The sequence below is a fragment of the Fictibacillus halophilus genome, assembly GCF_016401385.1.
Taxonomy (GTDB): domain Bacteria; phylum Bacillota; class Bacilli; order Bacillales; family Fictibacillaceae; genus Fictibacillus; species Fictibacillus halophilus.
The window spans coordinates 140,867-163,619 of sequence record NZ_JAEACF010000001.1 but is presented as its reverse complement, the minus strand read 5'-3'; the positions used below and the strand labels follow the sequence as shown (position 1 = coordinate 163,619).

24 protein-coding genes are annotated in these 22,753 nt (G+C 42.8%); 1 reads left to right on the top strand and 23 read right to left on the bottom strand.

The genetic code is table 11. From position 1 onward, the window contains the following. Nucleotides 1–12 precede the first annotated feature (12 nt). Entirely contained in the window at nt 13–528 is a 516-nt protein-coding gene (locus I5J82_RS00920; RefSeq protein WP_198766254.1) for a gamma carbonic anhydrase family protein, read from the top strand. Between the two features lie 64 nt (nt 529–592). Here the strand turns inward: I5J82_RS00920 and paaX are convergent, their stop codons facing one another. The 23 genes from paaX to I5J82_RS00805 form a co-directional block, all read right to left on the bottom strand. Beyond that, on the bottom strand, nt 593–1,486 hold the full coding sequence (gene paaX / locus I5J82_RS00915) for a phenylacetic acid degradation operon negative regulatory protein PaaX (RefSeq protein WP_198766253.1): 894 nt from the start codon (nt 1,484–1,486) through the stop codon (nt 593–595). A 99-nt stretch (nt 1,487–1,585) separates the two neighbouring features. Beyond that, nucleotides 1,586–2,362, bottom strand: coding sequence for an enoyl-CoA hydratase-related protein (locus I5J82_RS00910; RefSeq protein ID WP_144702794.1), 777 nt, complete (start codon nt 2,360–2,362; stop codon nt 1,586–1,588). Nucleotides 2,363–2,376: 14 nt separating this feature from the next. Next, the gene (locus I5J82_RS00905) at nt 2,377–3,582 is read right to left on the bottom strand and encodes a thiolase family protein (protein ID WP_198766252.1); all 1,206 of its coding nucleotides are present in this window, start codon (nt 3,580–3,582) and stop codon (nt 2,377–2,379) included. Beyond that, nucleotides 3,582–4,454: a 3-hydroxyacyl-CoA dehydrogenase gene (locus tag I5J82_RS00900; protein WP_066391452.1), complete on the bottom strand. Its 873-nt coding sequence runs from the start codon at nt 4,452–4,454 to the stop codon at nt 3,582–3,584. Before I5J82_RS00900 ends, I5J82_RS00905 begins: the two co-directional genes overlap by 1 nt. Before the next feature lie 499 nt (nt 4,455–4,953). Then, entirely contained in the window at nt 4,954–6,459 is a 1,506-nt protein-coding gene (locus I5J82_RS00895; protein WP_198766251.1) for an aldehyde dehydrogenase family protein, read from the bottom strand. Between the two features lie 27 nt (nt 6,460–6,486). Beyond that, entirely contained in the window at nt 6,487–7,260 is a 774-nt protein-coding gene (locus I5J82_RS00890; RefSeq protein ID WP_066391448.1) for an enoyl-CoA hydratase-related protein, read from the bottom strand. Between the two features lie 13 nt (nt 7,261–7,273). Continuing rightward, nucleotides 7,274–8,050, bottom strand: a complete 777-nt coding sequence (locus I5J82_RS00885) for an enoyl-CoA hydratase/isomerase family protein (RefSeq protein WP_198766250.1) — start codon at nt 8,048–8,050, stop codon at nt 7,274–7,276. Next, nucleotides 8,043–8,348 carry an EthD family reductase gene (locus tag I5J82_RS00880; RefSeq protein ID WP_198766249.1) on the bottom strand — a complete coding sequence of 102 codons (306 nt, stop codon included), beginning with the start codon at nt 8,346–8,348 and terminating at the stop codon, nt 8,043–8,045. Before I5J82_RS00880 ends, I5J82_RS00885 begins: the two co-directional genes overlap by 8 nt. A gap of 37 nt (nt 8,349–8,385) precedes the next feature. Beyond that, entirely contained in the window at nt 8,386–8,886 is a 501-nt protein-coding gene (paaD, locus tag I5J82_RS00875) for a 1,2-phenylacetyl-CoA epoxidase subunit PaaD (protein ID WP_408610369.1), read from the bottom strand. A 26-nt stretch (nt 8,887–8,912) separates the two neighbouring features. Further along, a complete protein-coding gene (paaC, locus tag I5J82_RS00870; RefSeq protein ID WP_198766248.1) occupies nt 8,913–9,719 on the bottom strand; it encodes a 1,2-phenylacetyl-CoA epoxidase subunit PaaC in 807 nt (268 codons plus the stop codon). After that, a complete protein-coding gene (paaB, locus tag I5J82_RS00865; protein WP_198766247.1) occupies nt 9,716–10,063 on the bottom strand; it encodes a 1,2-phenylacetyl-CoA epoxidase subunit PaaB in 348 nt (115 codons plus the stop codon). The genes paaC and paaB overlap by 4 nt, the downstream gene beginning before the upstream one ends. Before the next feature lie 23 nt (nt 10,064–10,086). After that, nucleotides 10,087–11,052: a 1,2-phenylacetyl-CoA epoxidase subunit PaaA gene (gene paaA / locus I5J82_RS00860; protein ID WP_198766246.1), complete on the bottom strand. Its 966-nt coding sequence runs from the start codon at nt 11,050–11,052 to the stop codon at nt 10,087–10,089. 71 nt (nt 11,053–11,123) lie between these two features. Further along, nucleotides 11,124–12,452, bottom strand: coding sequence for a phenylacetate--CoA ligase family protein (locus I5J82_RS00855; protein ID WP_198766245.1), 1,329 nt, complete (start codon nt 12,450–12,452; stop codon nt 11,124–11,126). A 571-nt stretch (nt 12,453–13,023) separates the two neighbouring features. Next, nucleotides 13,024–14,013: a lipoate--protein ligase gene (gene lplA / locus I5J82_RS00850; protein WP_198766244.1), complete on the bottom strand. Its 990-nt coding sequence runs from the start codon at nt 14,011–14,013 to the stop codon at nt 13,024–13,026. A gap of 27 nt (nt 14,014–14,040) precedes the next feature. Then, complete coding sequence (locus I5J82_RS00845; RefSeq protein ID WP_198766243.1) at nt 14,041–14,775, bottom strand: MBL fold metallo-hydrolase; 735 nt, start codon at nt 14,773–14,775, stop codon at nt 14,041–14,043. A 56-nt stretch (nt 14,776–14,831) separates the two neighbouring features. Continuing rightward, the gene (locus tag I5J82_RS00840; RefSeq protein WP_198766242.1) at nt 14,832–15,710 is read right to left on the bottom strand and encodes a LysR family transcriptional regulator; all 879 of its coding nucleotides are present in this window, start codon (nt 15,708–15,710) and stop codon (nt 14,832–14,834) included. Nucleotides 15,711–15,783: 73 nt separating this feature from the next. Further along, nucleotides 15,784–16,074 carry a putative quinol monooxygenase gene (locus I5J82_RS00835; RefSeq protein WP_198766241.1) on the bottom strand — a complete coding sequence of 97 codons (291 nt, stop codon included), beginning with the start codon at nt 16,072–16,074 and terminating at the stop codon, nt 15,784–15,786. 12 nt (nt 16,075–16,086) lie between these two features. Beyond that, nucleotides 16,087–17,067: a zinc-binding dehydrogenase gene (locus I5J82_RS00830; RefSeq protein ID WP_198766240.1), complete on the bottom strand. Its 981-nt coding sequence runs from the start codon at nt 17,065–17,067 to the stop codon at nt 16,087–16,089. Nucleotides 17,068–17,160: 93 nt separating this feature from the next. Beyond that, on the bottom strand, nt 17,161–17,823 hold the full coding sequence (locus tag I5J82_RS00825) for a type 1 glutamine amidotransferase domain-containing protein (RefSeq protein WP_198766239.1): 663 nt from the start codon (nt 17,821–17,823) through the stop codon (nt 17,161–17,163). 230 nt (nt 17,824–18,053) lie between these two features. Further along, the gene (locus I5J82_RS00820; RefSeq protein WP_198766238.1) at nt 18,054–18,881 is read right to left on the bottom strand and encodes a carbohydrate ABC transporter permease; all 828 of its coding nucleotides are present in this window, start codon (nt 18,879–18,881) and stop codon (nt 18,054–18,056) included. Nucleotides 18,882–18,911: 30 nt separating this feature from the next. Continuing rightward, nucleotides 18,912–20,240, bottom strand: a complete 1,329-nt coding sequence (locus tag I5J82_RS00815) for a carbohydrate ABC transporter permease (RefSeq protein ID WP_198768864.1) — start codon at nt 20,238–20,240, stop codon at nt 18,912–18,914. A gap of 164 nt (nt 20,241–20,404) precedes the next feature. Next, on the bottom strand, nt 20,405–21,712 hold the full coding sequence (locus I5J82_RS00810) for an ABC transporter substrate-binding protein (protein WP_198766237.1): 1,308 nt from the start codon (nt 21,710–21,712) through the stop codon (nt 20,405–20,407). A gap of 54 nt (nt 21,713–21,766) precedes the next feature. After that, entirely contained in the window at nt 21,767–22,753 is a 987-nt protein-coding gene (locus I5J82_RS00805) for a LacI family DNA-binding transcriptional regulator (RefSeq protein WP_198766236.1), read from the bottom strand.

The following is a 22,753-nucleotide window of genomic DNA, read 5'->3' as shown; positions in this document are numbered from 1 at the left end:
GGGAGGCTCATTATGAAATACTCATTTGATGGCAAAACACCAGATGTTCATGAAAGCGCTTTTATTGCTCCAGGGGTCCACCTAATTGGTGACGTTACTGTAGAAGAAGGAGCTAGCATCTGGTTTAACTCAGTTCTTCGAGGTGATGAAGGGCCGATCTCCATCGGAAAAAAGACGAACGTTCAGGACAACTGTACGCTTCACCTCTATGAAGGATATCCCCTTATTTTAGAAGATGAGGTGTCGATCGGACACAACGTTATCCTGCACGGATGTACGATAAAAAAAGGAGCTCTCGTTGGCATGGGTTCAACGATACTTGATGGTGTGGAAATAGGTGAACAAGCCTTCATCGGCGCCAACACACTGATCCCACCAGGTAAAAAAATTCCTCCTCGTGTGATGGTCATGGGTTCTCCTGGAAAAGTAATTCGAGAACTGAACGATGAAGATTTAAAGCTGATCCAGCTAACGATCGACACGTATTATGAAAAAGGAAAGCAGTTTGCTTCTGAGTTAAAAAAATAGTGAAAAAGCACTTTCGTAGGTATGTTTGCGAAAGTGCTTTTTACTTGTTTCTAATCCCAACCAATTAAGAACGACTCTCTTGAATGAGAGGGTGGTTCAATGCATCAAACTCAGAATCTTTCTTTAGAGCGTTTCCATCCGAATAGATGCTTTCAAAGAACCGACTTGCAGGTCCAGCTAGTGCTCGGTAATAATCACTAAAGAGCGAAGCCGCGTGATCCCCTAGCCATTCTGCATGAAGCAGTTCCTTTGGAAGACCTGGATCGATGAATAGAAACTTACGGTATTCGTGAACAAGCTTTGTGCGCTCTACGAAGCACTCTCCGTCTGTCATTTCACCTTTCTCAATCTTATTTTTATCGATCACGTACTTTTGAGAATACGTTACGATGAACTCGTTGTATTTCTCGTTGATGTCATTCAGATCCCAACACTCAGAAACTAGCTTTTCATTCTCATTCGGACCATTGTAGACCGCTGTAAAAGAATGAACATAGTCTTTGATCTCATATTTATCGATCATAGATTGAATCTGCTCAGAGTATGCGTGCGGAGAGATCCAGAAGCTGTTAGCGAGTAGACCAAACCCGCTCCAGACCAGTTCTTTTCGAAGCTCATCACGTATGCTTCTTTTCTCTTCAGGAATCGTATAGGTGAACATCATCCATTCGCCGTTCCACGGTTCCTGTTGCGCATTAAAGATTCTCTTTGCGGCTTCATCCATCCGCTTTTTTCCACGCTCTGTTAAAAAATAATAACTTTTATTGCCTTGTTTTCTAGCTGCAATCCAGCCCTGCTTATTCATTCTGGAAATCGCTGCTCTTACTGCCTGTTCGTTGTGACCAAACTCTTCTAACAATCGAATCAAGCTTCCAATCCATATTTCACTGCCATAATGCCGGATATAGTCTCCGTATAATGTGAATACCATGGAGCGTGTGTTTAAACTATTCTGCATGTTCATACCCTCATTTGTACCTGTTATTGTCTGTACAATCGTATCATAAAGAAATATTCGCTGACGTCAAGTTTTCTTTATGATAGAGACAGAAACCAGTTACTCTCCCTTAAATACAGGCGGTCTTTTTTCTCCAAAAGCAACGAGTGCTTCCATTCGATCTTTTGTAGGAATCGTCACTTCATACGCTTTCGCCTCAATCGCAAGTCCTGTCTGAAGATCCACTTCCGTTCCATGCTTGATCGCATACTTTGCTTGCTGAACTGCTACTGGTCCATTCTTCATAATAAGACCAGCATAGTTTTCACAAACAGCCATCAATTCTTCTCTCGATGTCACTTGGTTTAAGATGCCGTATGAAAAAGCTTCTTCCGCCATCATCTTTTTTGCTGTTAAAATGAGTTCCATCGCTTTCGCTTGACCGATCAGTCTAGGAAGACGCTGAGTTCCTCCTGCACCTGGGATGATCGCCCAACTAAGTTCGGTCAGACCCATCGACGCTTCTCTCACAGAAACCCGCAGATCACAAGCAAGAGCTAACTCGAAGCCTCCTCCAAAAGCATGGCCATTGATCGCACAGATTGTAGGCTGCGGCAACGCTTCAACAGCAGAGAACACATCGCGGATCTTACGTACATTTCTTCTTACTTCTGAATCACTCAGTGTACGGCGCTCTTTTAGATCAGCTCCTGCACTGAATGCTTTTTCCCCTGCACCTGTAAAAATCACAACGCGAACATCATTATTGTGATGAATGTCTTCTACGACTTCTTCAAGCTCTTTTAATGTTGAAAAATTAAAGCAGTTCAAAACTTCCGGACGGTTTAATGTAACATAAGCAACATAATCTTTTACTTCGTATAAAATAGCACTCACTTTAGATGACCCTCCTATTCATTGATCGCTTCAACGATGGAAGCAATACCTTGACCAACACCGATACACATTGTTGCTAGACCATAGTGTGATCCTTGCTTTTTCATTTCGTGAATAAGCGTTGTTAAAATGCGCGCACCACTCGCTCCGAGTGGGTGTCCGAACGCTATCGCACCACCGTTTACGTTAACTTTTTCAGGATCTAGTCCCAGCTCTCTCATACAAGCAAGTGATTGTGATGCAAAAGCTTCATTCAACTCCACCAAATCTAGGTCTGCTATTGAAAGACCAGCCCGCTTCAGTGCTTTTTTGGAAGCTTCAATTGGGCCAACACCCATAATAGCGGGTTCAAGACCTGCCACACCGGATGATACATATCGAGCCAAAGGTTTTAATCCTAACTGATCCGCTTTTTCACGGCTCATCAAAAGTAATGCAGAAGCTCCATCGTTGACCCCAGACGCATTTCCCGCTGTGACACTTCCGTCTTTAAACAACGGTTTTAGTGTACCAAGCTTTTCAAGCGATGTTTCAGGACGAGGGTGTTCATCTTCTGTAACCCACGTTTCGTTTCCTTTTCGGTCTACTACTCTTACAGGAACAATTTCTTCTTTAAAACGGTTCTGTCCGATAGCTTCTTTTGCTTTCTGCTGAGAATCATAAGCGAATTGATCTTGTTCTTCTCTTGTAATTCCATATTTCTTCGCTACGTTCTCTGCTGTTTCAGGCATAGAATCTGTTCCGAACTTTTCATGCAAAAGCGGATTAATAAAGCGCCATCCGATCGTCGTATCAAACATTTTCATATCGCCACGAGGATAGTCGACTTCAGGCTTCCCCATTACGAGTGGTGCACGTGTCATACTCTCCGTTCCACCGGCGATGAAGATATCTCCTTCACCAGCCAAGATGGCTCTAGCACCGTAGATGACCGCATCCATACCAGATCCGCATAAACGGTTGATCGTCGTTCCGCCTACCTCTACAGGAAGTCCCGCGAGTAAAGCTGACATTCTTGCCACATTACGATTATCTTCTCCCGCTCCGTTTGCGTTTCCAAATATCACTTCTTCAATCTCGTTGACAGGAAGTTCAGGGTTTCTTTCCACAAGCGCTTTGATGGCCACTGCACCAAGATCATCGGGCCGAACCGTTTTAAGTCCACCTTTATATCTTCCTATAGGCGTACGAACAGCATCAACGATGACAACCTCTCTCATCACTTTTTCACCCCGTTATCTTCCGTGGTATAGTCGTATACCCCTTTACCTGACTTTCGGCCAAGTCTACCCGCCTTAACATACTTGACTAAAAGTGGTGCCGGACGATATTTTTCACCTAACGTTTTATGAAGGTAGTTCAGGTTGTTTAAGCGTGTATCTAATCCTACTAAATCGCCAAGTTCAAACGGTCCCATCGGAAAATTCAAGCCCAGTTTAATCGCTTTGTCGATGTCTTCTGGCGTTCCTACGCCTTCTTGCAGCATATAGAACGCTTCATTCCCAATCATAGCTGAAATCCGGCTTGTAACGAATCCTGGGAACTCGTTAACCGTTACGGTTTCTTTCCCCATCTTCACAGCAGCTTCTTTCGCGAGCTCGACCGTTTCATCGTTTGTTTCATGCCCGCGAACGATCTCAACGAGTGGCATTCTATGCACCGGGTTAAAGAAATGCATGGCGATTACTTTTTCAGGACGTTTCGTAAATGAACCAATTTCTGTCGGACTCATCGTAGAAGTGTTTGTCGCAAGCACGCAATGTTCAGGTGCTGAACGGTCTAGTTCTTCAAAAACAGCACGCTTGATCTCTATGTTTTCTGGAACAGCTTCAATCACTAAGTCTGCACCGCTAACGGCCGCTGAGAGATTCGTAGCATACGAAAGTCTCGCTTGCGCTTCTTCAGCCACACTTTGTGATAACTTTCCGCGAGATACTGCTTTTGAAAAAATAGAATCGATCTCTTTTTTTGCATTTTCGAGTTGTTCTTCTTTTACATCAACGAGTTGAACATCAAAACCGCCGACTGCGCTCACGTAGGCGATTCCTCTTCCCATCACACCAGATCCGATGACTACAGCATTTTGTAACAATAGTCTCTCCTGCCTTTCTTTTAAACAAATGTTTAACGTTTTGTATGCAATACTGCTTTTGAAGGAGGTTAATTTCCGCTGCAAGGCTCGCTTTCCGCAGGGTGTGCGGTGAGCCCATTCGCCGCTTTGCGTCATTGAACGTTCTCACCTGTCCCACTCATCCTGCAGGAGTCTCGCCTTTCCGCTCCAATTAACTATTCAATGAAGTAGTAATTTAAACCTCTTAGCAGCAAATTCTTGTATAAAAAGCGAGCACTAAGGCTCGCTTTTGTTTTGTTCTTTACTAAATAAATCACTGACAGAAAAGCTTTAAAACCTTCTGTTAAAGGTGATTGTAGTGGAAGATGCGAGACTCCTGCGGGACAGGCCGGCAGGTGAGACACTTAAGAGTGAAACGCTTCAAATGTGGCTCACCGCCTGCCCCGCGGAAAGCGAGCATCTGAAACGGAAATCAACTCTCCCACAAGCAACAAAGCTTAAATAAACAGTTATTTTGTTTTTACAGATTAAAAGGATTCAACGGACGTGATCCTGTGTAGGACACGACGCTCTTTGTTTCTGAATAAAGATCAAGTGTCTCAATGCATAGCTCGCGGCCGAAACCGGATTGCTTGTAGCCGCCGAATGGAGTTCCTGGGAATGCAGAGAACGGTGAGTTGATCATGATCGTTCCTGCTTGAATCATACCCGCTACACGTGTTGCCTTTGCGTGATCCTTCGTCCAAATTGCTGCTGCCAGACCGAAGTCCGTATTGTTTGCTAGTTTCACAGCCTCTTTTTCGTCCTTAAACGTCGATACAACGACAACCGGTCCGAAGATTTCTTCTTTAACCACTTTCATGTCTTCGTTTACATCCGTAATGATTGTCGGAAGATACCAATGACCGTTTTCATAACCGTCCACTTTTGCACGTCCGCCGCCTAGAAGGATTGTTGCTCCTTCTTCTTCAGCAGATTTTACGTAGCCGTCGATCACTTCAAGCTGACGCTCTGAAATAATCGCCCCAACATGAGTACCTTGATCGAGCGGATTACCTAGTACAAGTTTTTTCGCTTTTTCAACGAACTTTTCCATGAACGCGTCATAGATACTTTCCTCAATGTACAAGCGAGATCGTGCTTCACAGGATTGCCCTGTATTGTAGAAAATACCGAATAATGAGCCGTCCACTGCTGCATCAAGATCCGTATCGGCAAAAACTAAGTTAGGTGATTTTCCACCAAGTTCAAGCGTTACACGTTTTAGCGTTTGAGACGCCTTAGCCATGATGTCTTTTCCTGTTCCTGTTTCACCCGTAAACGCTACTTTATCTACACCTTCGTGTTCAGCAAGGTATGAACCAACCGTAGCTCCGTCACCTGTAATGATGTTTACAACACCTTCAGGAACACCCGCTTCGTGACAGATCTCCGTCATTACGATCGCTGTTAAAGGCGTTAAACTAGCAGGCTTTAAGATTACAGAACAGCCCGTTGCGATTGCTGGTGCGATCTTCCACGCTGCCATCATCATCGGATAGTTCCAAGGAATGATCTGTGCGCATACGCCTAGAGGCTCTTTTAGCGTGTAGTTCATGAATGGTCCTGGCATAGGGTTCACAGCACCGCGGTGGCTTACAATCGCACCTGCGTAGAACTCAAAGTCTTCAATCGCTTGCATGACTTGCCCTTGTGCAGCACTCAATGATTTTCCGCTGTTCAAAATTTCTAGCTCAACAAGTTCGTTGAAGCGAGAACGCATGATGCTAGCGATCTTATTCATCGTGCGAGAACGCTTGCTTACAGGAGAGCGCTTCCATTTTCCCGTTTCAAAAGCTGTTCTTGCAGCCTTTACAGCAGAGTCCACATCAGCTTTTGTTGCTTTTGCAACTTTCGCTAACGGTTCACCTGTTGCTGGGTTATATGTAACAAAGTATTCTCCCTCAGATCCACCAACACTTTGTCCGCCGATTACCATTTCATATACGTCACGTTTTACCGCTTTAACTTCTGTCTTTGTACTCATGTTCTCCACTCCTTTTAATCTAGATGTCTATTTTCCTGTGAATGCTGGTTTTCTCTTCTCTATAAATGCATGCAGACCTTCTTGATGATCCGCTGACTCACCAGCAATTTTTTGCGCTTGTGCCTCATATTCCAGCACTTCGTTCAGATCGCTTTCCCAGCTTTTATTCATATAGCGTTTGATGAGACCAATTGCTTTAGTCGGCATGTTTGCTAGTTTCTCAGCGAACGTTTCCACTTCAAGCATGAACTCTTCTTCGCTTACCGTTTTTGTTACAAGTCCAAACTCTTTTGCTTGTTGAGCGGTGATCTTTTCACCTAGTACCGCAAGCTCCATCGCTTTTGCATGACCTACTAAACGAGGTAAGAAGTACAGATTTCCAGAGTCAGGTACGAGACCAACATGAATGAATGCTTCTATGAAACTCGCTTTCTCACTTGCGATACGGAAGTCACAAGCTAGAGCGAGACTCATTCCTGCACCAGCTGCAACACCGTTCACGGCTGCGATTACAGGCTTCTCCATGGCAACTAGTGCTTGCACCATCGGATTGTATCCTTTTCGCAGAACATCGCCATAATCAGCGCCCTCTGGTGAACCTGTTAAGTCTTGACCTGAACAGAATGCACGCCCGGCGCCAGTAATAACAACTGCTCTTACATTGCTGTCTTTGTTAGCTTCCTTTATCGCTGACACCATTTCCTTATGCATGAGTGATGTGAATGCATTGAGTTTATCCGGACGATTTAAAGTAATCCAAGCCGTTTTTCCTCTTGTTTCGTAGCTGATCGTTTCAAACATGTTCATATCCCCTCTACTTCCCTTTAAATTCGGCTGGACGCTTTTCAACGAAAGCCTTCATGCCTTCTTTTTGATCCTGAGACGAGAATAATAGATAAAAGTTTTTACGTTCGAACTGCATGCCTTCGTGTGTGGAATAATCAATAGACTTATAAACAGTCTCTTTTATTAAACGAGTAGATAAAGGTGCTCTAGAAGCTACAATCTTCGCATACTTTTTTGCCTCGTCTACGACAAGTTCAGGTGCGATGACACGGTTAATCACTCCGTATTGAAGAGCTTCATCAGCTGTCATCGGGTCACCGAGCCATAGCCACTCGAGCGCTTTTTTCTGTCCCATCAGCTTTGTAAGTTTTACCGTACCACCAGCACCTGGCATCACGCCAAGCTTGATCTCAGGAAAACCAAACTGTGCATTTTCTGCTGCGAAGAGGATGTCTGCACACAAGGCCAATTCAAAGCCTCCACCAAAACAATAGCCGTTGACGGCACCGATAATTGGCTTTTTAATCGTTGCGAGGCGGTCCCACTCTTTAAACTGGTTTAATAGTTCAAGAGAGACGGCTGTATCTTCTTTCATCTCATCAATGTCGGCACCTGCTGCAAATGCACGCTCACTGCCTGTTAAAACAATTGCTTTTACCTCATCATTACGGTCGAAGCTTTCAAAAGCTTCTAATAGTTCCGTAACCATCGGCCTGTTGATCGCGTTTAACACGCGAGGCCTGTTTAATTGAATAGAGGCGATCCCATCTTCAACAGAGGTTAGAATTGTTTCGTAATTACTCATTGATTTCCTCACCGATCATAAGCGTTACAAGTTCAGCCGCAAAGCTCATTAAGTCTTTGCCAGAAGCTTTACCTTCATCAGACTTCATCGCTGCTTTAAGAGCATCATGATCGTCGTAGTACATTTCACAAAGAATGTGGTATTCGCTTTTCCCCATCGGCGAGCCTACGATCTTCGTTACTTCCATTTTGCGAAGTCCAGGAATCTTCTTCGTGATCTCAGTATGATGTCCAAAATAGTGGTCGTCGAACTGCTCCAAGTTTTCAGGTGTTTTGTAAAGTGCGATTAGTTTTACCATGTGTGTTTCCTCCCTATTTTTAAACTCATCATTTGTCTTACCCCATGTCAGCAACAGGTTTCATCGCTTCAAACGGGTTCTTGCACGACTTGCAATATAGGATACTTCTGCAGGCTGTTGGTCCAAAGATGTTTTCCATCGTTACATATGTTGATCCACAATACGGACAATCGATCTCCCAAGGCTCACCCATCACATGGTTCGCTGGTGGAGGTGAGATGCCAAACTCTTTTAACCTCTCTCGTCCCTCTGGTGTAATGCGGTCTGTTGTCCACGATGGTGTAAATACAAATTTCACTTCTGCTGAAGTAATTCCTTCTACATTTTCAATTGCTTTTTTAATATCTCGTTCGATGATGTGCAAAGCTGGGCAGCCAGAGAACGTAGGTAGAACAGAAATCCTTACCTTATCATCTGTCACGTCAACTTCGTGCACCATCCCGAGATCTAATATGCTGACAGAGGCGATTTCAGGATCTTTTACATCCCCAAGCGCGTCCATCACACTATCAGTCATGCTGCTCTTTAATTCGGACACGTGGTTCATCTCCTTTCTAAATCGTCTTACCAGCCAGTTGCAGGATTTGTTGCATAAACTTCAGACAGTGTTGCAGTTGCTTGCTTCAAGTCTTCGGTATGAACGCCGTTTCGACCGTTGCCTCTTTCCATGCGAGGTTCACCCGGATAAGATGCACCTACTTCTTTTAAGACAGCTTCAATCTTGTTGTTCCATCTCTTCTTCATAACGTTCTCATCATCGATGAAGTTCGCCTTTACGATCTCTTCATAATACGGTCCGAGCGTAAGAACGCCGCCAAAGTCTTTCCAAACCTTTTGGATGGCTGCTGTCATTCGCAGGGTCGCTTCATCTGTACTCGTCATCAGCTGTTTGAACCAGATCTCCCAATGCATCAGGTGATAGTATTGCTCTGTCATGATTTTGCGTGCGGCTTCTGCCAAAGGTTCATAGGAAGAGTGACGCAGTGAATCTAGACGTATATGTTTGTGTACAGCGTAAAAATAGTTGCGTACAACAGTGAAGGCCCAGTCGTAATCTGGTTCTTTTAAGTACGTTCCAGGTCCGTTCACTTCTTCTAAGATGATTGCGTTTCGGAACTGATCTGGCGTTCGAAGATGAGCGATTCTGTCAGCTTCGCCTTCACCAAGATCTTCGAGCAAGTTATAGTAAAGGTTTGCGTGCCCCATCATGTCTTGTGAGATCGATGAGAACGCAACATCCTCTTCAATATGCGGTGCAAGGCCGAGCCACTCCGAACCGCGGAACGAAAGAAGAAAATCATCGTCTGCCAGTTGATAAAGCAGCTCGATCAACGCTTTTTTCTCTTGTGGTTTTAACGTTTCCTGTGTCATGAATTGTCTCCCCTTCCGCCAAGGATGTGCTGTTCAGTAAACTGCTCCTGGTTGTAGTCACGCCACTTCTTCTTTAAATAGCCGTACCCTTTGGTTTCTCTATACTGTTTATCGAGGCGTTTCAGCATCTCTCTCTCGTCCTGGTTAAGACCCCTTATGTTCTCTCTTTTTACAACCCAAATGTCAGCAACCGTTTCTCTTCTGAAAAAGTTCTCTTTTGCCATGATGAGCGCCATATCCGCGTTTGGTGCTAAAAGGCTGAAGCTATGCTGAAACGGAGATTTATCTGTTTTTTTACTGAATACTTCATATACGTTGTAAAACTCACTTGTTGATTCGTTCACCTTTGTTTCTCTCCCTTCCGCTGTTAGATCGCCTTTTTAGCAGCGAGTGCTGCGCGTACCCACTCATTATTTTTATATGAACGGCGGCGTAGATCTAAACGATTCTGTGATTGTGGTCCGTTACCTGACACAATCTGTTTGAACTTGCTCCAGTCGGCATCCTTATAGATCCACATTTGGCTATCTTCATCAAAGCGGATCGTATCGTCTGGAATTGTCAGCCCAAGCGACCAAATACGCGGAATGTATTTCGTGAAGAACTCTTGCCTGAGGTCCTCGTTTGTTTTTGTACGGATCTTGTACATGATGTTCTTATCAGCGTTTGAATTTCCGGTTTCTTTTGCTGACTTTGGTCCAAAGAACATGATGAGTGATTCCCACCAGCGATTTAACGAATCCTGCAGCAATTCACGCTGTTCCGGTGTTCCTTCTGCCATCGCTAAAATGATGCTCTCACCGTGTTGTGCGTGGAAAACTTCTTCTGCACAAATACGCTTTAACGCCCTGGCGTATGGACCGTAAGAAGAATCAAGCATCATACTTTGAGAGATGATTGCCGCTCCATCTACAAGCCAAGCGATGATTCCCGCATCTCCCCAAGTTGGAGCATCCATATGAAACACATTATGAAACTTTAATTTACCTGAAAAAAGATCTTCCATGATGTCGTGGCGGTTCTTACCTAGAGGAGCCATCAAATCTTCTGCCACACGAAGCAAAAGCTGCCCATGCCCCATCTCATCCTGAACTTTAGCCATGATCGCGAGTTTGCGGTGTAGAGAAGGTGCTTTAGGTACCCATTCTTTCTCTGGAAGCGCTCCCATAATTTCCGAAATGCCATGCATTGAAATCAAACGAATCAGCTGCAGGCGGTAATCTTCCGGCATCCAATCGTCCGGTTCGATCTTCTCACCGGCATTGATTCGATCAAGAAAATGAGTCATCTTCTCTTCTTCACTAAGCTGATTAAAACTCATACCAACTGTCATGTTGTTCCCCTCCTGTTATATTACGTTTATTTACCGTAATTATAAATTAACGTCATATGATTGAAAAGTAATTATACGCCCATTTTTTTCTGTGTTTTCCTGACGACTCGAATCGCTTTACCTTCAGAACGTGGTATCCCTTTTGGTGGATACACTTTAATATTCATGGATACAAGGCATGTGTCTTTAATTTTTTTTGTGATCGTCTTCTTTAACAGGTGCGTCGCCTCATGATCTTCGTCACCGTTTGTTACAGCATAAAGTTGTTCTGTCATCTCAACATGAAGTTCGATATGCTCCTTTAAGCCTTCTGTTAAAATATGAACTTGATAGTGTGGAACGATGTCCTCTATCGAAAGAAGACAATTCTCAATTTCAGACGGAAACACGTTAACTCCACGAACGATGATCATGTCATCGATTCGCCCTTTCACACGACTCATACGTATAGATGTCCTTCCGCAGCTGCAAGGAACTCTATTGAGGGATGCGATATCTCCCGTACGATATCGGATGATCGGAAAAGCTTCCTTGGTTAAACTCGTAAACACGAGTTCGCCATAATGACCGTCAGGCATAGGTTCGAGTGTATCAGGGTTAATGATCTCAGCTAAAAAATGATCATCCATAATATGAAGCCCATCCTGCGCTTCATGGCATTCCATCGCAACGCCTGGACCCATCACTTCGCTCAATCCATAGATATCCATCGCTTTGATACTAAGCTTCTCTTCAAGCGTTGCACGCATCTCTTCCGACCACGGCTCGGCTCCAAATATTCCATATTCTATCGAAGTGGCTTTAGGATCTTTTCCCATCTCCTCCATCTTTTCTGCAATGGTTAAGATATAAGAAGGAGTGCCGCATATCACCTGTGGTTTAAAGTCTTCGATCAAAAGTATTTGCCGTTCTGTATTTCCTCCTGAAACAGGAACTGTAATCATGCCAAGGCGCTCTGATCCGTTATGAAGTCCGAGTCCCCCTGTAAAAAGCCCGTAGCCATAGGCATTATGAAGCACATGACCAGGCTCTCCACCTGCGATTGCGATAGAACGTGCAACCATGTTACTCCACCGATCAATGTCTCCTTCTGTATAGCCAACTACTGTAGGTTTACCGCTCGTTCCAGAAGATGCATGCAGTCGGACAAGGTGATCTTGTGGAACTGCAAAAAGTCCAAAAGGATAATGATCTCGAAGATCTTTTTTTACGGTAAAAGGAAGCTTTTGAAGATCTTCTAATGTCTTGATCGATGAGGGAAGGATTCCTTTTTCATCAAATGTATTTTTGTAAAAAGGGACATTCTCGTATACGTTCTGTAGCGTTTGCTTTAGCCGATGAAGCTGCAGCTCTTCTTTTTCATCACGACTCATACATTCCACTTGTGGATGGAGGATCATTCTTTCATCTCCCTTTATAATATGTAAGCGATTACAATTGAGATTAAAAAAATATGACGTTTTTGTACCGTTATCTAATTATTGTGTGATGTATTTGGTTTCAGCTTATCATTTATAATAATTTTCTGTCAAATAATTTTGAGTGCTGAAACAGTCGTTTAGACACGACCAGCACTTTACTCTTTTCTGATGACACGCTCTTTGTGTCACAAGAAAAGTGGAAAGTGACCTCGAGTGTCTGATTGTTGAAGCCGGATAATTAAAAGCTGAAATGACCCGTTTAGCCCCGAACAGCACATCCTTTCCTGACTAGGATAGCCTTTTGTATCCTAGTCAGGAAAGAATGTGACCTCGAGGGGCTGGTCATTGAAGCTGGACTGATTTTGAGTGCTGAAACAGCCGTTTAGACACGCAACTTTTGGATGAAATGTTGAAGACTTATAAATTGCTTATGAGGACTTATAAAAAAATTTGAAGACTTATAAATTTTTTTGAAGACTTATAAATCAAACTGAAGACTTATAAACTATTTTAAACAACAAAAACCGCCCATGAAAAGGCGGTTTTCTTCCTAATATAGAAGATCTAGAAACTCCTGACGCGTTACATTCCCGAAATAATGGCTCAAATCAATATCTTCTAACACACTTTCAATCGCTTCACGGTCATAACGTACTCCGTTCAGCTTGTTTTCGATATCTGATACGTCACCTACACCGAAGAAATCACCAAAGATCTTACTTTCTTGAATGATTCCTTTAACGATGTGCAGACGGATATCAACAGAACCTGCTGCAAATCGGTTCGAAAGTTCCACATTGAACTTCGGAGATTTTCCGTAGTTCCAATCCCAGTTGGCATAACGCTCTCTTGAGATTTTGCGGATTTCTTCCCAATCGCTTTCCGTCAATTCGTATTTTGGAACAGAATCCAATTCTTCGAATAAATACGCAAGAAGAGTCTGTTTGAATTCTTCCATCGTCATATCTTCATCCAAGTGCTCACGGATGTTCGTTACACGGCTGCGGATGGACTTGATACCTTTTGACTCGATCTTGTCCATACGCACGTTTAGGGCAGAAACTACATTCTCGATCTCAGAATCAAAAAGTAATGTCCCATGGCTAAACATACGGCCTTTCGTTGAAAACTGTGCGTTTCCGGAAATTTTCTTACCGTCTGCCAAAATATCGTTTCGTCCGCTTAATTCAGCGTTCACACCAAGTTTTTTCAGTGCTTTTACAACAGGATCGGTAAACTTCTTGAAATCATGAAACGAATTACCGTCATCTTTTGTAATAAAGCTAAAGTTTAAGTTTCCAAGGTCATGATACACCGCACCACCACCTGATAAACGACGAACCACATGAATCCCTTCATCACGAACATAGTCCGCATTGATCTCTTCAACGGTATTTTGGTTCTTACCGATGATAATCGATGGTTCATTTATATAAAAAAGCAAATACGTTTCATTGATGTCTAAATGTTTTAAAGCGAACTCTTCTATAGCTAGATTCACTCTTGGGTCTGTAATATTTTCATTATCAATAAAAAGCATATTTCTCTCCTCTTTCAGTCCCTATCTTTAAGCTCCCCACGTCCAGCCGGATGAGGCAAGCTCCACTTTATTGTTATACACCTCTTTTGCCTCTGTGACAAGCTGTGATAACTGACCAAAATGAGGAAGGTGTGTAAGGAGCAGTTCACGTGCCTCAGACTTCTGCGCTAGCTTGCCGCAATCCTCTGATGTCATGTGGCCTGGGCCGCTTCCATCCATTCCTTTGTAAAAGTTGCATTCTGCGATTAACAAGTCCGCATATCGGCTGAACGGAACGAGTTCAGGAATGAGCGCAGTATCTGCCGTATATACGATGGTATGTTTTCCGTCTGTAATGCGCATCGCATAGCAAACCGCAGCATGCTTTGTCAGTTGAAACGTAATCGTAAAAGGGCCGACCTTCAACACTTCATCTGGATGATAAGGAATTCCCTTTGTGGTAGTCCCGTGCGTGAGAGAGCGAAAACCATCTTGATCCTTATCGTGCCCATAGATCGGAAGTGGCTGTATTCCTTTTTGTAAAAACGACTGAATGAGACGACTGTATTGAAGAACACCTACATCAGCCACATGATCTGCGTGATAATGCGATAAAACAACCGCATCTAGTTTTTCTGGCTTTATATACTTTTGAAGTTGTGAAAGCACGCCGCTTCCACAATCAATGAGCAGATTGAATCCCCCACTCTGAAGAAGATATCCCGATGTGGCTTCACCCGCTCCTGGATAACCACCCCAATATCCGATGACCGTTAGCTTCATAACCCGAGCCCTCCGCCTTTTTATTTACTAGTTTACACAATGTCTGACTCTTTACACTAGTTTTTGCGTTTGAGAGCCTCTAGTACTTTTACTATTACAGGGCTGTTTTTATGTTCTACTTTATATGCGGCATAGATTGTGTTTTCTGTGGTTAGCTCAGGAAACAATATCTTTACACGATTTGCTAGCAATGATTTTTCAAATAGATAAGTGGGAAGTATACTCATTCCCAACCCATTTTCAATGCCCTCTAAAATAGATCTTAAATCAGGAATCACGTGGCAAGGTTGAAAGTCTGGCCGCTTTTTAAAATGATCACGCCAATACCTTCTTATAATAGGAAGTTCCAATCCATAACTAAGCCATTTCTGGTTGTTAAGCCATCGTTCAATTTCTACAGCATCATTTCCTGCACCCGTTTCATAGGTTGGTGGTACCACAGCAACAAACACTTCATCCTCAAGTTTTTGATATTCTATTCCTTGCTGCTGTGTTTTTTGAGTCGTCAGAATGAGATCCACTTCATCTCTCTCTAACTTCTCTAGTAACGTACCTGCCACTCCAAACTGAGATAAAAAACGAATATCTAAATCTCGAATTTTAGGAAGAGTTCGTATCGTAAAATATTCTGCAGGCGAACCGATTCGGATTACTGGTGCACGCCCATTGCCAGAAGAACTATGAAGCATTTGAAGTGTCGTATTTTCCAAGTTCTCAATCAGTGGAACGATCTTTGTATACAGCTCTTTTCCTTTGTCAGTAGGTATCATCTTACGGGGAGCACGAATAAATAGAGGCTCTCCTATTTCTGCTTCTAATGCTGCTAGATGCTGGCTCATAGCAGGCTGTGTCAAGATTCTAGCTTTTGCAGCAGCAGAAACAGAACGGTGTTTATAGATGCTGATAAAACTTCGGTACCATTCAAAATCAATCATGCATATCCTCCCTTCTAGAAATCATCATAAAAAACTGCACCGATCTGTATGAGACACGATGCAGAGTTTTATTCTATAGGTCAATGATGTTTAAGCGGTATACTTCTCTTTTCTGAACAAGCGTTTCTATGTTTTTTCGATAATTTTTATAATGATTGGATTCAATATGCCTGTTGAGTGCATCTTCATCAAGCCAGTTTTCATAAAACACAAAAGTCTCAGGATTATCAGTAGATTCGTGCAGAGTATAGCTGATACATCCTTCTTCTTCACGTGATGCATGTACAACCTTGATCAATTCTTCGCGCAAAGCATCCTCTTTACCTGGTGTTGCTGTGAGTATTGCGTTAATGGTAATTGACAAAAAATCATCTCCTTATACAAGCTTACAAACAATCTTGCCTTTAACATGTCTCTCTGAAAGCTTTTCAAGTGTTGCAGGCACTTCTTCTAGCGTGATTACTTGCTCTAGTAATGAAGAAACTTTCTTATCTGCTACAAGCGCCAACAGCTCGTCTCCCATTTTTGCTAAGTCGCGCTCTGCTACTTCGTCATGGTTATGATGAATGGCGTTTAAAGCTACCTCATGAAAAGAGATTACACGTGTAAATGGTTTTACCTTTGTATAATCCGGAGCGCCAGCAATATGTGCAATATGTCCGTTGTATGCAATGAGGTCGAGTGATGCTGTAGCACTGTCTCTTCCTACTGTATCTAGAACAGCATCTACACCTCTTCCGTTCGTGAACTCCAACACCTTTGCCTTCACATCTTCTTCTCTGTAATCAATCACAAGATCTGCTCCTAACGAACGAACATACTCGTGGTTGTGTGTAGAAGCCGTTGAGATTACCGTTTTCCCTGCATTTTTTGCAAGTTGAACAGCAAATCCCCCTACACCACCTGCACCTGCATGGATTAAGATCGTATCGATTGAAGACATAGGTAACTTTCTAAACAGAGCCTGATATGCCGTATAGCCTGCTGTTGGAAGAGCCGCTGCTTCCTCAAAAGATAGAGAATCTGGAATACGTGAGATGGTATGTGCCGTTGTTACTCCGAATTCAGCGTATGCACCTTTTTTGTTGAAATCTCCGTGATACACAACACGATCACCAATCTTCCAGTCGGTTACACCTTCTCCAACTTCATGAATGGTACCTGCAGCATCAAGTCCTAAAATGTGTGGGTATGTCCAGTTTGGATTTCCTCCAGTTGCTGTTTTATAATCAACAGGATTTAGTCCAGCAGTATGAATTTTTACTACTACCTCACCTTTGTCCGCAGTTGGTGCTTCAATTTCTTCTATCTTCATTTCTTTCCATTCATTACGTTCCTTTAAAAGTAAAGCTTTCATCCTACACTCTCCTTTCCCTTGTTCCTTCTCAATGTTCACAAAAAATAAAGCCTGCAAACCTTTTATTATAAAGGTTTGCAGGTTTATCAATTATTATGCCAACTGCTTCAAAACTTCTTTGGCTACAGAAATTGTAGATTGTGGGTTTTGACCCGTAATGAGTTGTCCATCTCTTTGTACATGATCTGCCCAATTCTCAGCAGCCACAAAATGAGCACCTAGTTCACGCATGCGTGTTTCTAACAAGAAAGGCATATACTGATCAAGCGTTGTCGCCACTTCTTCAGCATCTGTGAATGCAGTCACTTTTTTCCCTGATACTAATGGTGTGCCATCAGAAAGTTTCACACCAACCAGACCTGCAGGGCCATGACATACCGCTGCTACTACTTTATTTTGCTCATAAAGGTCGCGGATGACTTCTTGCAGTTTTGTGTTTTCTGGAAGATCAAACATGGTTCCATGACCGCCTGGCAAGAAGATCGCATCAAATCCATCAAGTTCAGTTAACTCTTCTAGCTTCAATGTGTTTTCAAGGTATTTGGCTGTGTCAAGAATCTCTTGAGGCACTTCACCTTCTAGGCTGCGGTCATCTACAGGAGCTTTTCCACCCTTAGGACTTGCAACCGTTATAGTATGACCCGCTTTAGCGAACTCCACATAAGCTTCACCAAATTCAGAAAGCCAAAGGCCTGTTGAATGTTCGTTGTTCATGTGATCAGCCGTTGTAACGACCATTAATATATGTTTAGACATCGTCTAATTCCTCCTAATAAAAAGTAAGTTATTTACCTAACAAAACTTATTTTAGACCCTATCCACCTATAATACAAATTAGAAAATAAAGCACTATGTATAAATATATTTATTAATAAGTAGCCTGATAAAATCATTCATCCAAAGACGAAAATCAATGACTTTCAAAAAGCTTTATAGATAGACAAATATAAAAACCCCCGCTTTATAGCGAGGGCTTCTTTTCAAATCTATTCTTTTACCGCACCTGAAGTTAGCCCTGACACGATTCGGCGTTGGAAAAGCAGAACCATAATTACAAGCGGCACCGTTACGATAACCGTTGCTGCTGTTACCTCTCCCCAAGGAATTGTGAACTGCCCTTCAAACATTGCAATCCCAACCGGAACGGTTTTGAACTCATCATCAGTATTGATCGTTAAAGCGAACAGAAACTCGTTCCACGCTGATATGAATACAAGAATCGCTGTAGTGAAGATTCCTGGTATCGCTAAAGGCAAGATCACACGCCAGTACGTTTGCATAGGTGATGCCCCGTCCATTTTTGCTGCTTCTTCAAGATCAAACGGGATCTTTCGGAAGAACGTGACAAGAAGCCAGATGGATAATGGCAACGTAAATGTCGTGTACGGAATGATCAAACCAAGATAACTGTTCGTCAATCCTAGATTCTTTAAAACGATATAGATCGGTGAAATGGTTGCGATCTGTGGAAACATGGAAACCGATAAGACTAATCCAAGGATGACTGTTTTCCCTTTAAAGTTTAATCGTGCGATCGCATAAGCCGCAAAGCTTGCTACAAGGACTGCATAGACGGTAGTGATCGTTGACACGACTAAACTGTTCCATAAATATTTTAAAAATGGATAGTTTACAAATACGGATTCGTAATTTTCTAACGTCATATTATCCGTAAACGGTATGAACGCACGATCACCAAACAACTCGGCAACCGGTTTAATTGAACTTGCCAGTACCCATAAAAACGGAAACATGACAAGGAAGACAAACACTGTTAAGAATACGTAAAACATTGGGCCTGCTTTTTTGTTCATTTCCTATTCACTCCTTTACCTGTTCCGTTTTTATTTGTCATTTAAAAGGTCTCGTCCAAGGAATTTGATGTAGATCATAGATATGATCGCTACACAGATAAAGACGATAACCGACAGCGCCGAACCTTCACCGAAATTGGTTTGTGCAAACATTACTTTGTAAGCCAGAATCGATATCGTTTCCGTAGAGTTTGCTGGCCCCCCACCTGTGAGTACATAGATTAAGTCAAATACACGGAAAGCATCTAGTGTACGAAACAGCAAAGCAACGAGGATGCTAGACTTTAACAAAGGTAGCGTGATCTTTAAGAACTGTTTCCACTTGCTAGCTCCATCAATCGCGGCTGCTTCATACAATGAACTCGGAATCGTTTGAAGCCCCGCTAATAACAAGAGTGCCATATAAGGCGTCGTTTTCCATACGTCTGCGAAAATTACGGCAAACATTGCACCTGTACTTGTTGTCAGCATATCCGTCATCTGGTCAAACAATCCGATTTCCGCAAAAGCTTTGGCTACAATTCCGTTCTGACCATCATATAGATATTTCCACATGAATGCTGAAACAGCGGTTGGAATCGCCCATGGAATGAGGATCGTTGCTCTGACAAGTCCTCTACCAAAGAAAGCTTTATTGATAAGGAGTGCAATCGCGAGACCTATAACGAGCTCTGCAAAAACGGAGATAACCGTAAAGACCGTTGTATTTTGAATCGCCTTCCACATGCGGCTATCTGTTAGATTTTCTTTATAATGCTTCAGCCCGATAAAGTTAGGTGTGATAACTGAATCCTTTAATGATGCTGAAAGTCCGATCACGTCTTCTGGGTTTTGCAGTTCACCCTTCAATTCTCTAATTCGTTCGGAAGAATCTGTAACAGCTTTCTCCAGATCGAGCGCTACTTCTTTGTCCAAATCAGAAACAGCAAGCTCTTCACTGATCGGCTCCATCACGGTAAGCTTCTCGTCCACTTCATCATACTTGCTACTTAATTCTTGATCAGACTTTAATTCTGCATCTACTTTTTCTAGGTTTGTTTTAATCGCTTCAAGCTCTGTTTTTGTTTTTCCAGTTGCTTCATCTAGTTCATCTTCTAGTGAACTGATTAAGAACGGATAGTTATCTAGATAGGTTTGCAGATTCACTTTATACGACACATACGCTTCCGATTTTGCTGGGTTGTTCAGTCGTAGATCAAACATGCTGTAATAGAAAGATTGAAATACGGGCCAAATGGCAATGATTAAGATCAAGATCATCGACGGGGCGATCAGCATGTAGCCTAGAGAACGGTCAGAACGCTTTTTCTTCGCCTTTTGATTTGTTTTAGTTGCTATTGGCTTTTGGTTATTAGGCATTAGATCAGGTTTCAAACGTGTCAGCTCCTTACTATTCGAATGCAATCGACGGACGGGCGCTGTTACGTCCATCCATTTCACTCTTCGTGTGGAATCGATACCAATTATAAAAGTAAGGGGAGCCTTTCAGAGAGAAAGGCATACCCCTTATCCATTTACGTTTCTTACTTTACTAGTTTTGCAGAGATTTCTTTTTGCATATTTTTAGCTGCTTGTTCTGGTGTGATCTTTTTCGCTACAGCTTGAGAAACTTGTACTTGAATGATGTCAGAGATCTCAGGATAGTTTGGTGCTACTGGACGAGATACTGCTGCTTCAAGTGCGTTTACAAAGCCTTCTTCTTTAAAGTATGGGTTAGCATCTAAAATTTCTTGGTCTTCATAAAGAGAAAGAATCGTTGGCGCGTGTCCACCTTTGATCGCGTCGATCTTCTGTCCTTCTTTACCAGCCATAAAGCTTAAGAACTTCCAAGCTTCTTCAGGATGCTTCGTGTTTTTGTTGATACCAGCCATCCAGCCGCCAAGTGCTGCAGCAGAACCTGCATCACCTGCTGGTAGTGGAGCTACTCCAACTTTACCTGCGATCTTAGATTGCTTCTCATCATTTGCTAACGCGAATTGATATGGCCAGTTACGGATCAGACCTGCTTGACCATTGATGAATGCTGTATGTGACTCTGGCTCAGCAAACGTTGTAACGTTCTGCGGAACAACATCAGAGTTTGCGACTTCTACAAGCTTAGCGATTCCTTTGATCGATTCTGGAGAGTCAACTTTAACATCACCATTTTCATCGATGATCTGACCACCGTATGATGCGATAAATTCAACCGCGTTACATACAAGACCTTCGTATTGCTTCGCTTGCATCAAGTAACCAAACTGTGTTCCACCTTGGCCCTTCGTTTCCTTCGCTTTCGCTAAAAGCTCGTCCCATGTCTTCGGAACAGAACCTTCATCGACTAAGTCTGTGCGATAAAAAAGCATTCCTGCATCAATAAACTTAGGAAGAGCCCATTGCTTTCCTTTAAATTTAGATGCTGTGATTGCACCTTGGTTATAATCATCTGGGTTGATCCCGTCCTTTTCCATAAAGCGGTCTAGCGGCATCAAAAATCCTGCTTGTGCAAACTCAGCTGGCCAGATAACGTCTAGATCAACAACGTCGATCTCATCTGAGTTAGCGTTGAACGCTGTCACATAAGCGTCATGCTGTTTGCCCGTATCAGCAGGCATTTCTTTAAAATCAACATTAATGTTAGGGTATTTCTTTTCAAAAGCTTCCACCATTGCTGTTGTACCTTGTGTATCATCCTTACCACGTGCATAGACGATCGTTACTTTTTCGTCTTTATCACCGCCGGAATTGTTACTGTTGCTGCTTCCTTCTTCTTTGTCCGAACAAGCTGCAAGTACAAGTGACAACGCTAGTGAAGTAGAAATCACTTTTGAGATTTTCTTAAGCTTTTTCATTGTATTTCCCCCTAATCTCCTGTTTTGTAAACGATTACATTTCACCACAAAATGTTATGTCGAGGATCGTTTGATCAACTGAAATGGCAAAATCACTTCTTTTCGACTCAATGGCTTCTTTGCCTGAATTGCTTCTACCATCAACTCCATAGCCTGCTTAGCGATCGTGTCAATCGGCTGTTCAACCGTCGTTAGATCCATTAATGCTGCCAAAGGCTGATTATCAAAGCCTATGATGGCGAGGTCTTCCGGTACTCTCCAGCCTGCGTCAAACGCAGCTTTTGCAATACCTGCTGCCACTTCGTCACTTCCGGTGAAAACAGCTTGCGGCCGATCAGATAACTCACTCAATTTTTTAAATGCAGCAAAGCCGTCTTGCACACTATAGGCGTTGTAAAAGAACCACTCTTCCTTCATCATGATTCCCGCATCATCTAGTGCTTGTAAGAAACCAATCTTTCTGTCTTTGGAAACTCTGGAGCTTTTGTGGTTGCCGGTACAATACCCAATCTTTGTATAGCCTTGGTCGATCAAGTGCTTCGTTCCTAGGTAGCTTCCTTCTATCTGGTTTAAGTAGACGGAAGGTACTTGAGCAGAGTCTGAGTATTCGTTACAAACGACGATGGGGCCGAACGATAAGTATGGTTCAAACTCACTCCAATCGTTTTCTATGGATGTTAAAATCAGACCATCTACTTGTTTTGTTTTTAAAAGCTCTAAGAAATTCCGCTCTTGCTCTTTCTTATAACGGGTCTGACACAAAATCAGCTGATAGCCTTTTTTTGCAGCTTCCTTCTCCATCACTTCAACCAAATGACTAAAAAATGGATTCGTGATCCGAGGTACATAAACAGCAATTGTTTCCGTTTGCTGTCGCCTCAATCGTCTTGCTGATGAATTGGGCACATAATTCAGTTCTTGCATCGCCTGCGTTACGAGACGTTTCTTCTCTTCTGTCACATACGGATGTTCATTGATCACCCTCGAGACAGTTGTGCGGGATAATCCTGCTTTCTTCGCCACATCTTGAATGGTTGCCAT

What these genes read in the sequence shown, in the direction of transcription:
- I5J82_RS00920 (WP_198766254.1), top strand. Translation starts at nt 13, where the DNA reads ATGAAATACTCATTTGATGGCAAAACACCAGATGTTCATGAAAGCGCT.
- paaX (WP_198766253.1), bottom strand. Translation starts at nt 1,486, where the DNA reads ATGCAGAATAGTTTAAACACACGCTCCATGGTATTCACATTATACGGA.
- I5J82_RS00905 (WP_198766252.1), bottom strand. Translation starts at nt 3,582, where the DNA reads ATGAGAGAGGTTGTCATCGTTGATGCTGTTCGTACGCCTATAGGAAGA.
- I5J82_RS00895 (WP_198766251.1), bottom strand. Translation starts at nt 6,459, where the DNA reads ATGAGTACAAAGACAGAAGTTAAAGCGGTAAAACGTGACGTATATGAA.
- I5J82_RS00890 (WP_066391448.1), bottom strand. Translation starts at nt 7,260, where the DNA reads ATGTTTGAAACGATCAGCTACGAAACAAGAGGAAAAACGGCTTGGATT.
- I5J82_RS00885 (WP_198766250.1), bottom strand. Translation starts at nt 8,050, where the DNA reads ATGAGTAATTACGAAACAATTCTAACCTCTGTTGAAGATGGGATCGCC.
- I5J82_RS00880 (WP_198766249.1), bottom strand. Translation starts at nt 8,348, where the DNA reads ATGGTAAAACTAATCGCACTTTACAAAACACCTGAAAACTTGGAGCAG.
- paaC (WP_198766248.1), bottom strand. Translation starts at nt 9,719, where the DNA reads ATGACACAGGAAACGTTAAAACCACAAGAGAAAAAAGCGTTGATCGAG.
- paaA (WP_198766246.1), bottom strand. Translation starts at nt 11,052, where the DNA reads ATGACAGTTGGTATGAGTTTTAATCAGCTTAGTGAAGAAGAGAAGATG.
- I5J82_RS00855 (WP_198766245.1), bottom strand. Translation starts at nt 12,452, where the DNA reads ATGATCCTCCATCCACAAGTGGAATGTATGAGTCGTGATGAAAAAGAA.
- lplA (WP_198766244.1), bottom strand. Translation starts at nt 14,013, where the DNA reads ATGCTTTTTATTGATAATGAAAATATTACAGACCCAAGAGTGAATCTA.
- I5J82_RS00845 (WP_198766243.1), bottom strand. Translation starts at nt 14,775, where the DNA reads ATGAAGCTAACGGTCATCGGATATTGGGGTGGTTATCCAGGAGCGGGT.
- I5J82_RS00840 (WP_198766242.1), bottom strand. Translation starts at nt 15,710, where the DNA reads ATGATTGATTTTGAATGGTACCGAAGTTTTATCAGCATCTATAAACAC.
- I5J82_RS00830 (WP_198766240.1), bottom strand. Translation starts at nt 17,067, where the DNA reads ATGAAAGCTTTACTTTTAAAGGAACGTAATGAATGGAAAGAAATGAAG.
- I5J82_RS00825 (WP_198766239.1), bottom strand. Translation starts at nt 17,823, where the DNA reads ATGTCTAAACATATATTAATGGTCGTTACAACGGCTGATCACATGAAC.
- I5J82_RS00820 (WP_198766238.1), bottom strand. Translation starts at nt 18,881, where the DNA reads ATGAACAAAAAAGCAGGCCCAATGTTTTACGTATTCTTAACAGTGTTT.
- I5J82_RS00815 (WP_198768864.1), bottom strand. Translation starts at nt 20,240, where the DNA reads ATGCCTAATAACCAAAAGCCAATAGCAACTAAAACAAATCAAAAGGCG.
- I5J82_RS00810 (WP_198766237.1), bottom strand. Translation starts at nt 21,712, where the DNA reads ATGAAAAAGCTTAAGAAAATCTCAAAAGTGATTTCTACTTCACTAGCG.
- I5J82_RS00805 (WP_198766236.1), bottom strand. Translation starts at nt 22,753, where the DNA reads ATGGCAACCATTCAAGATGTGGCGAAGAAAGCAGGATTATCCCGCACA.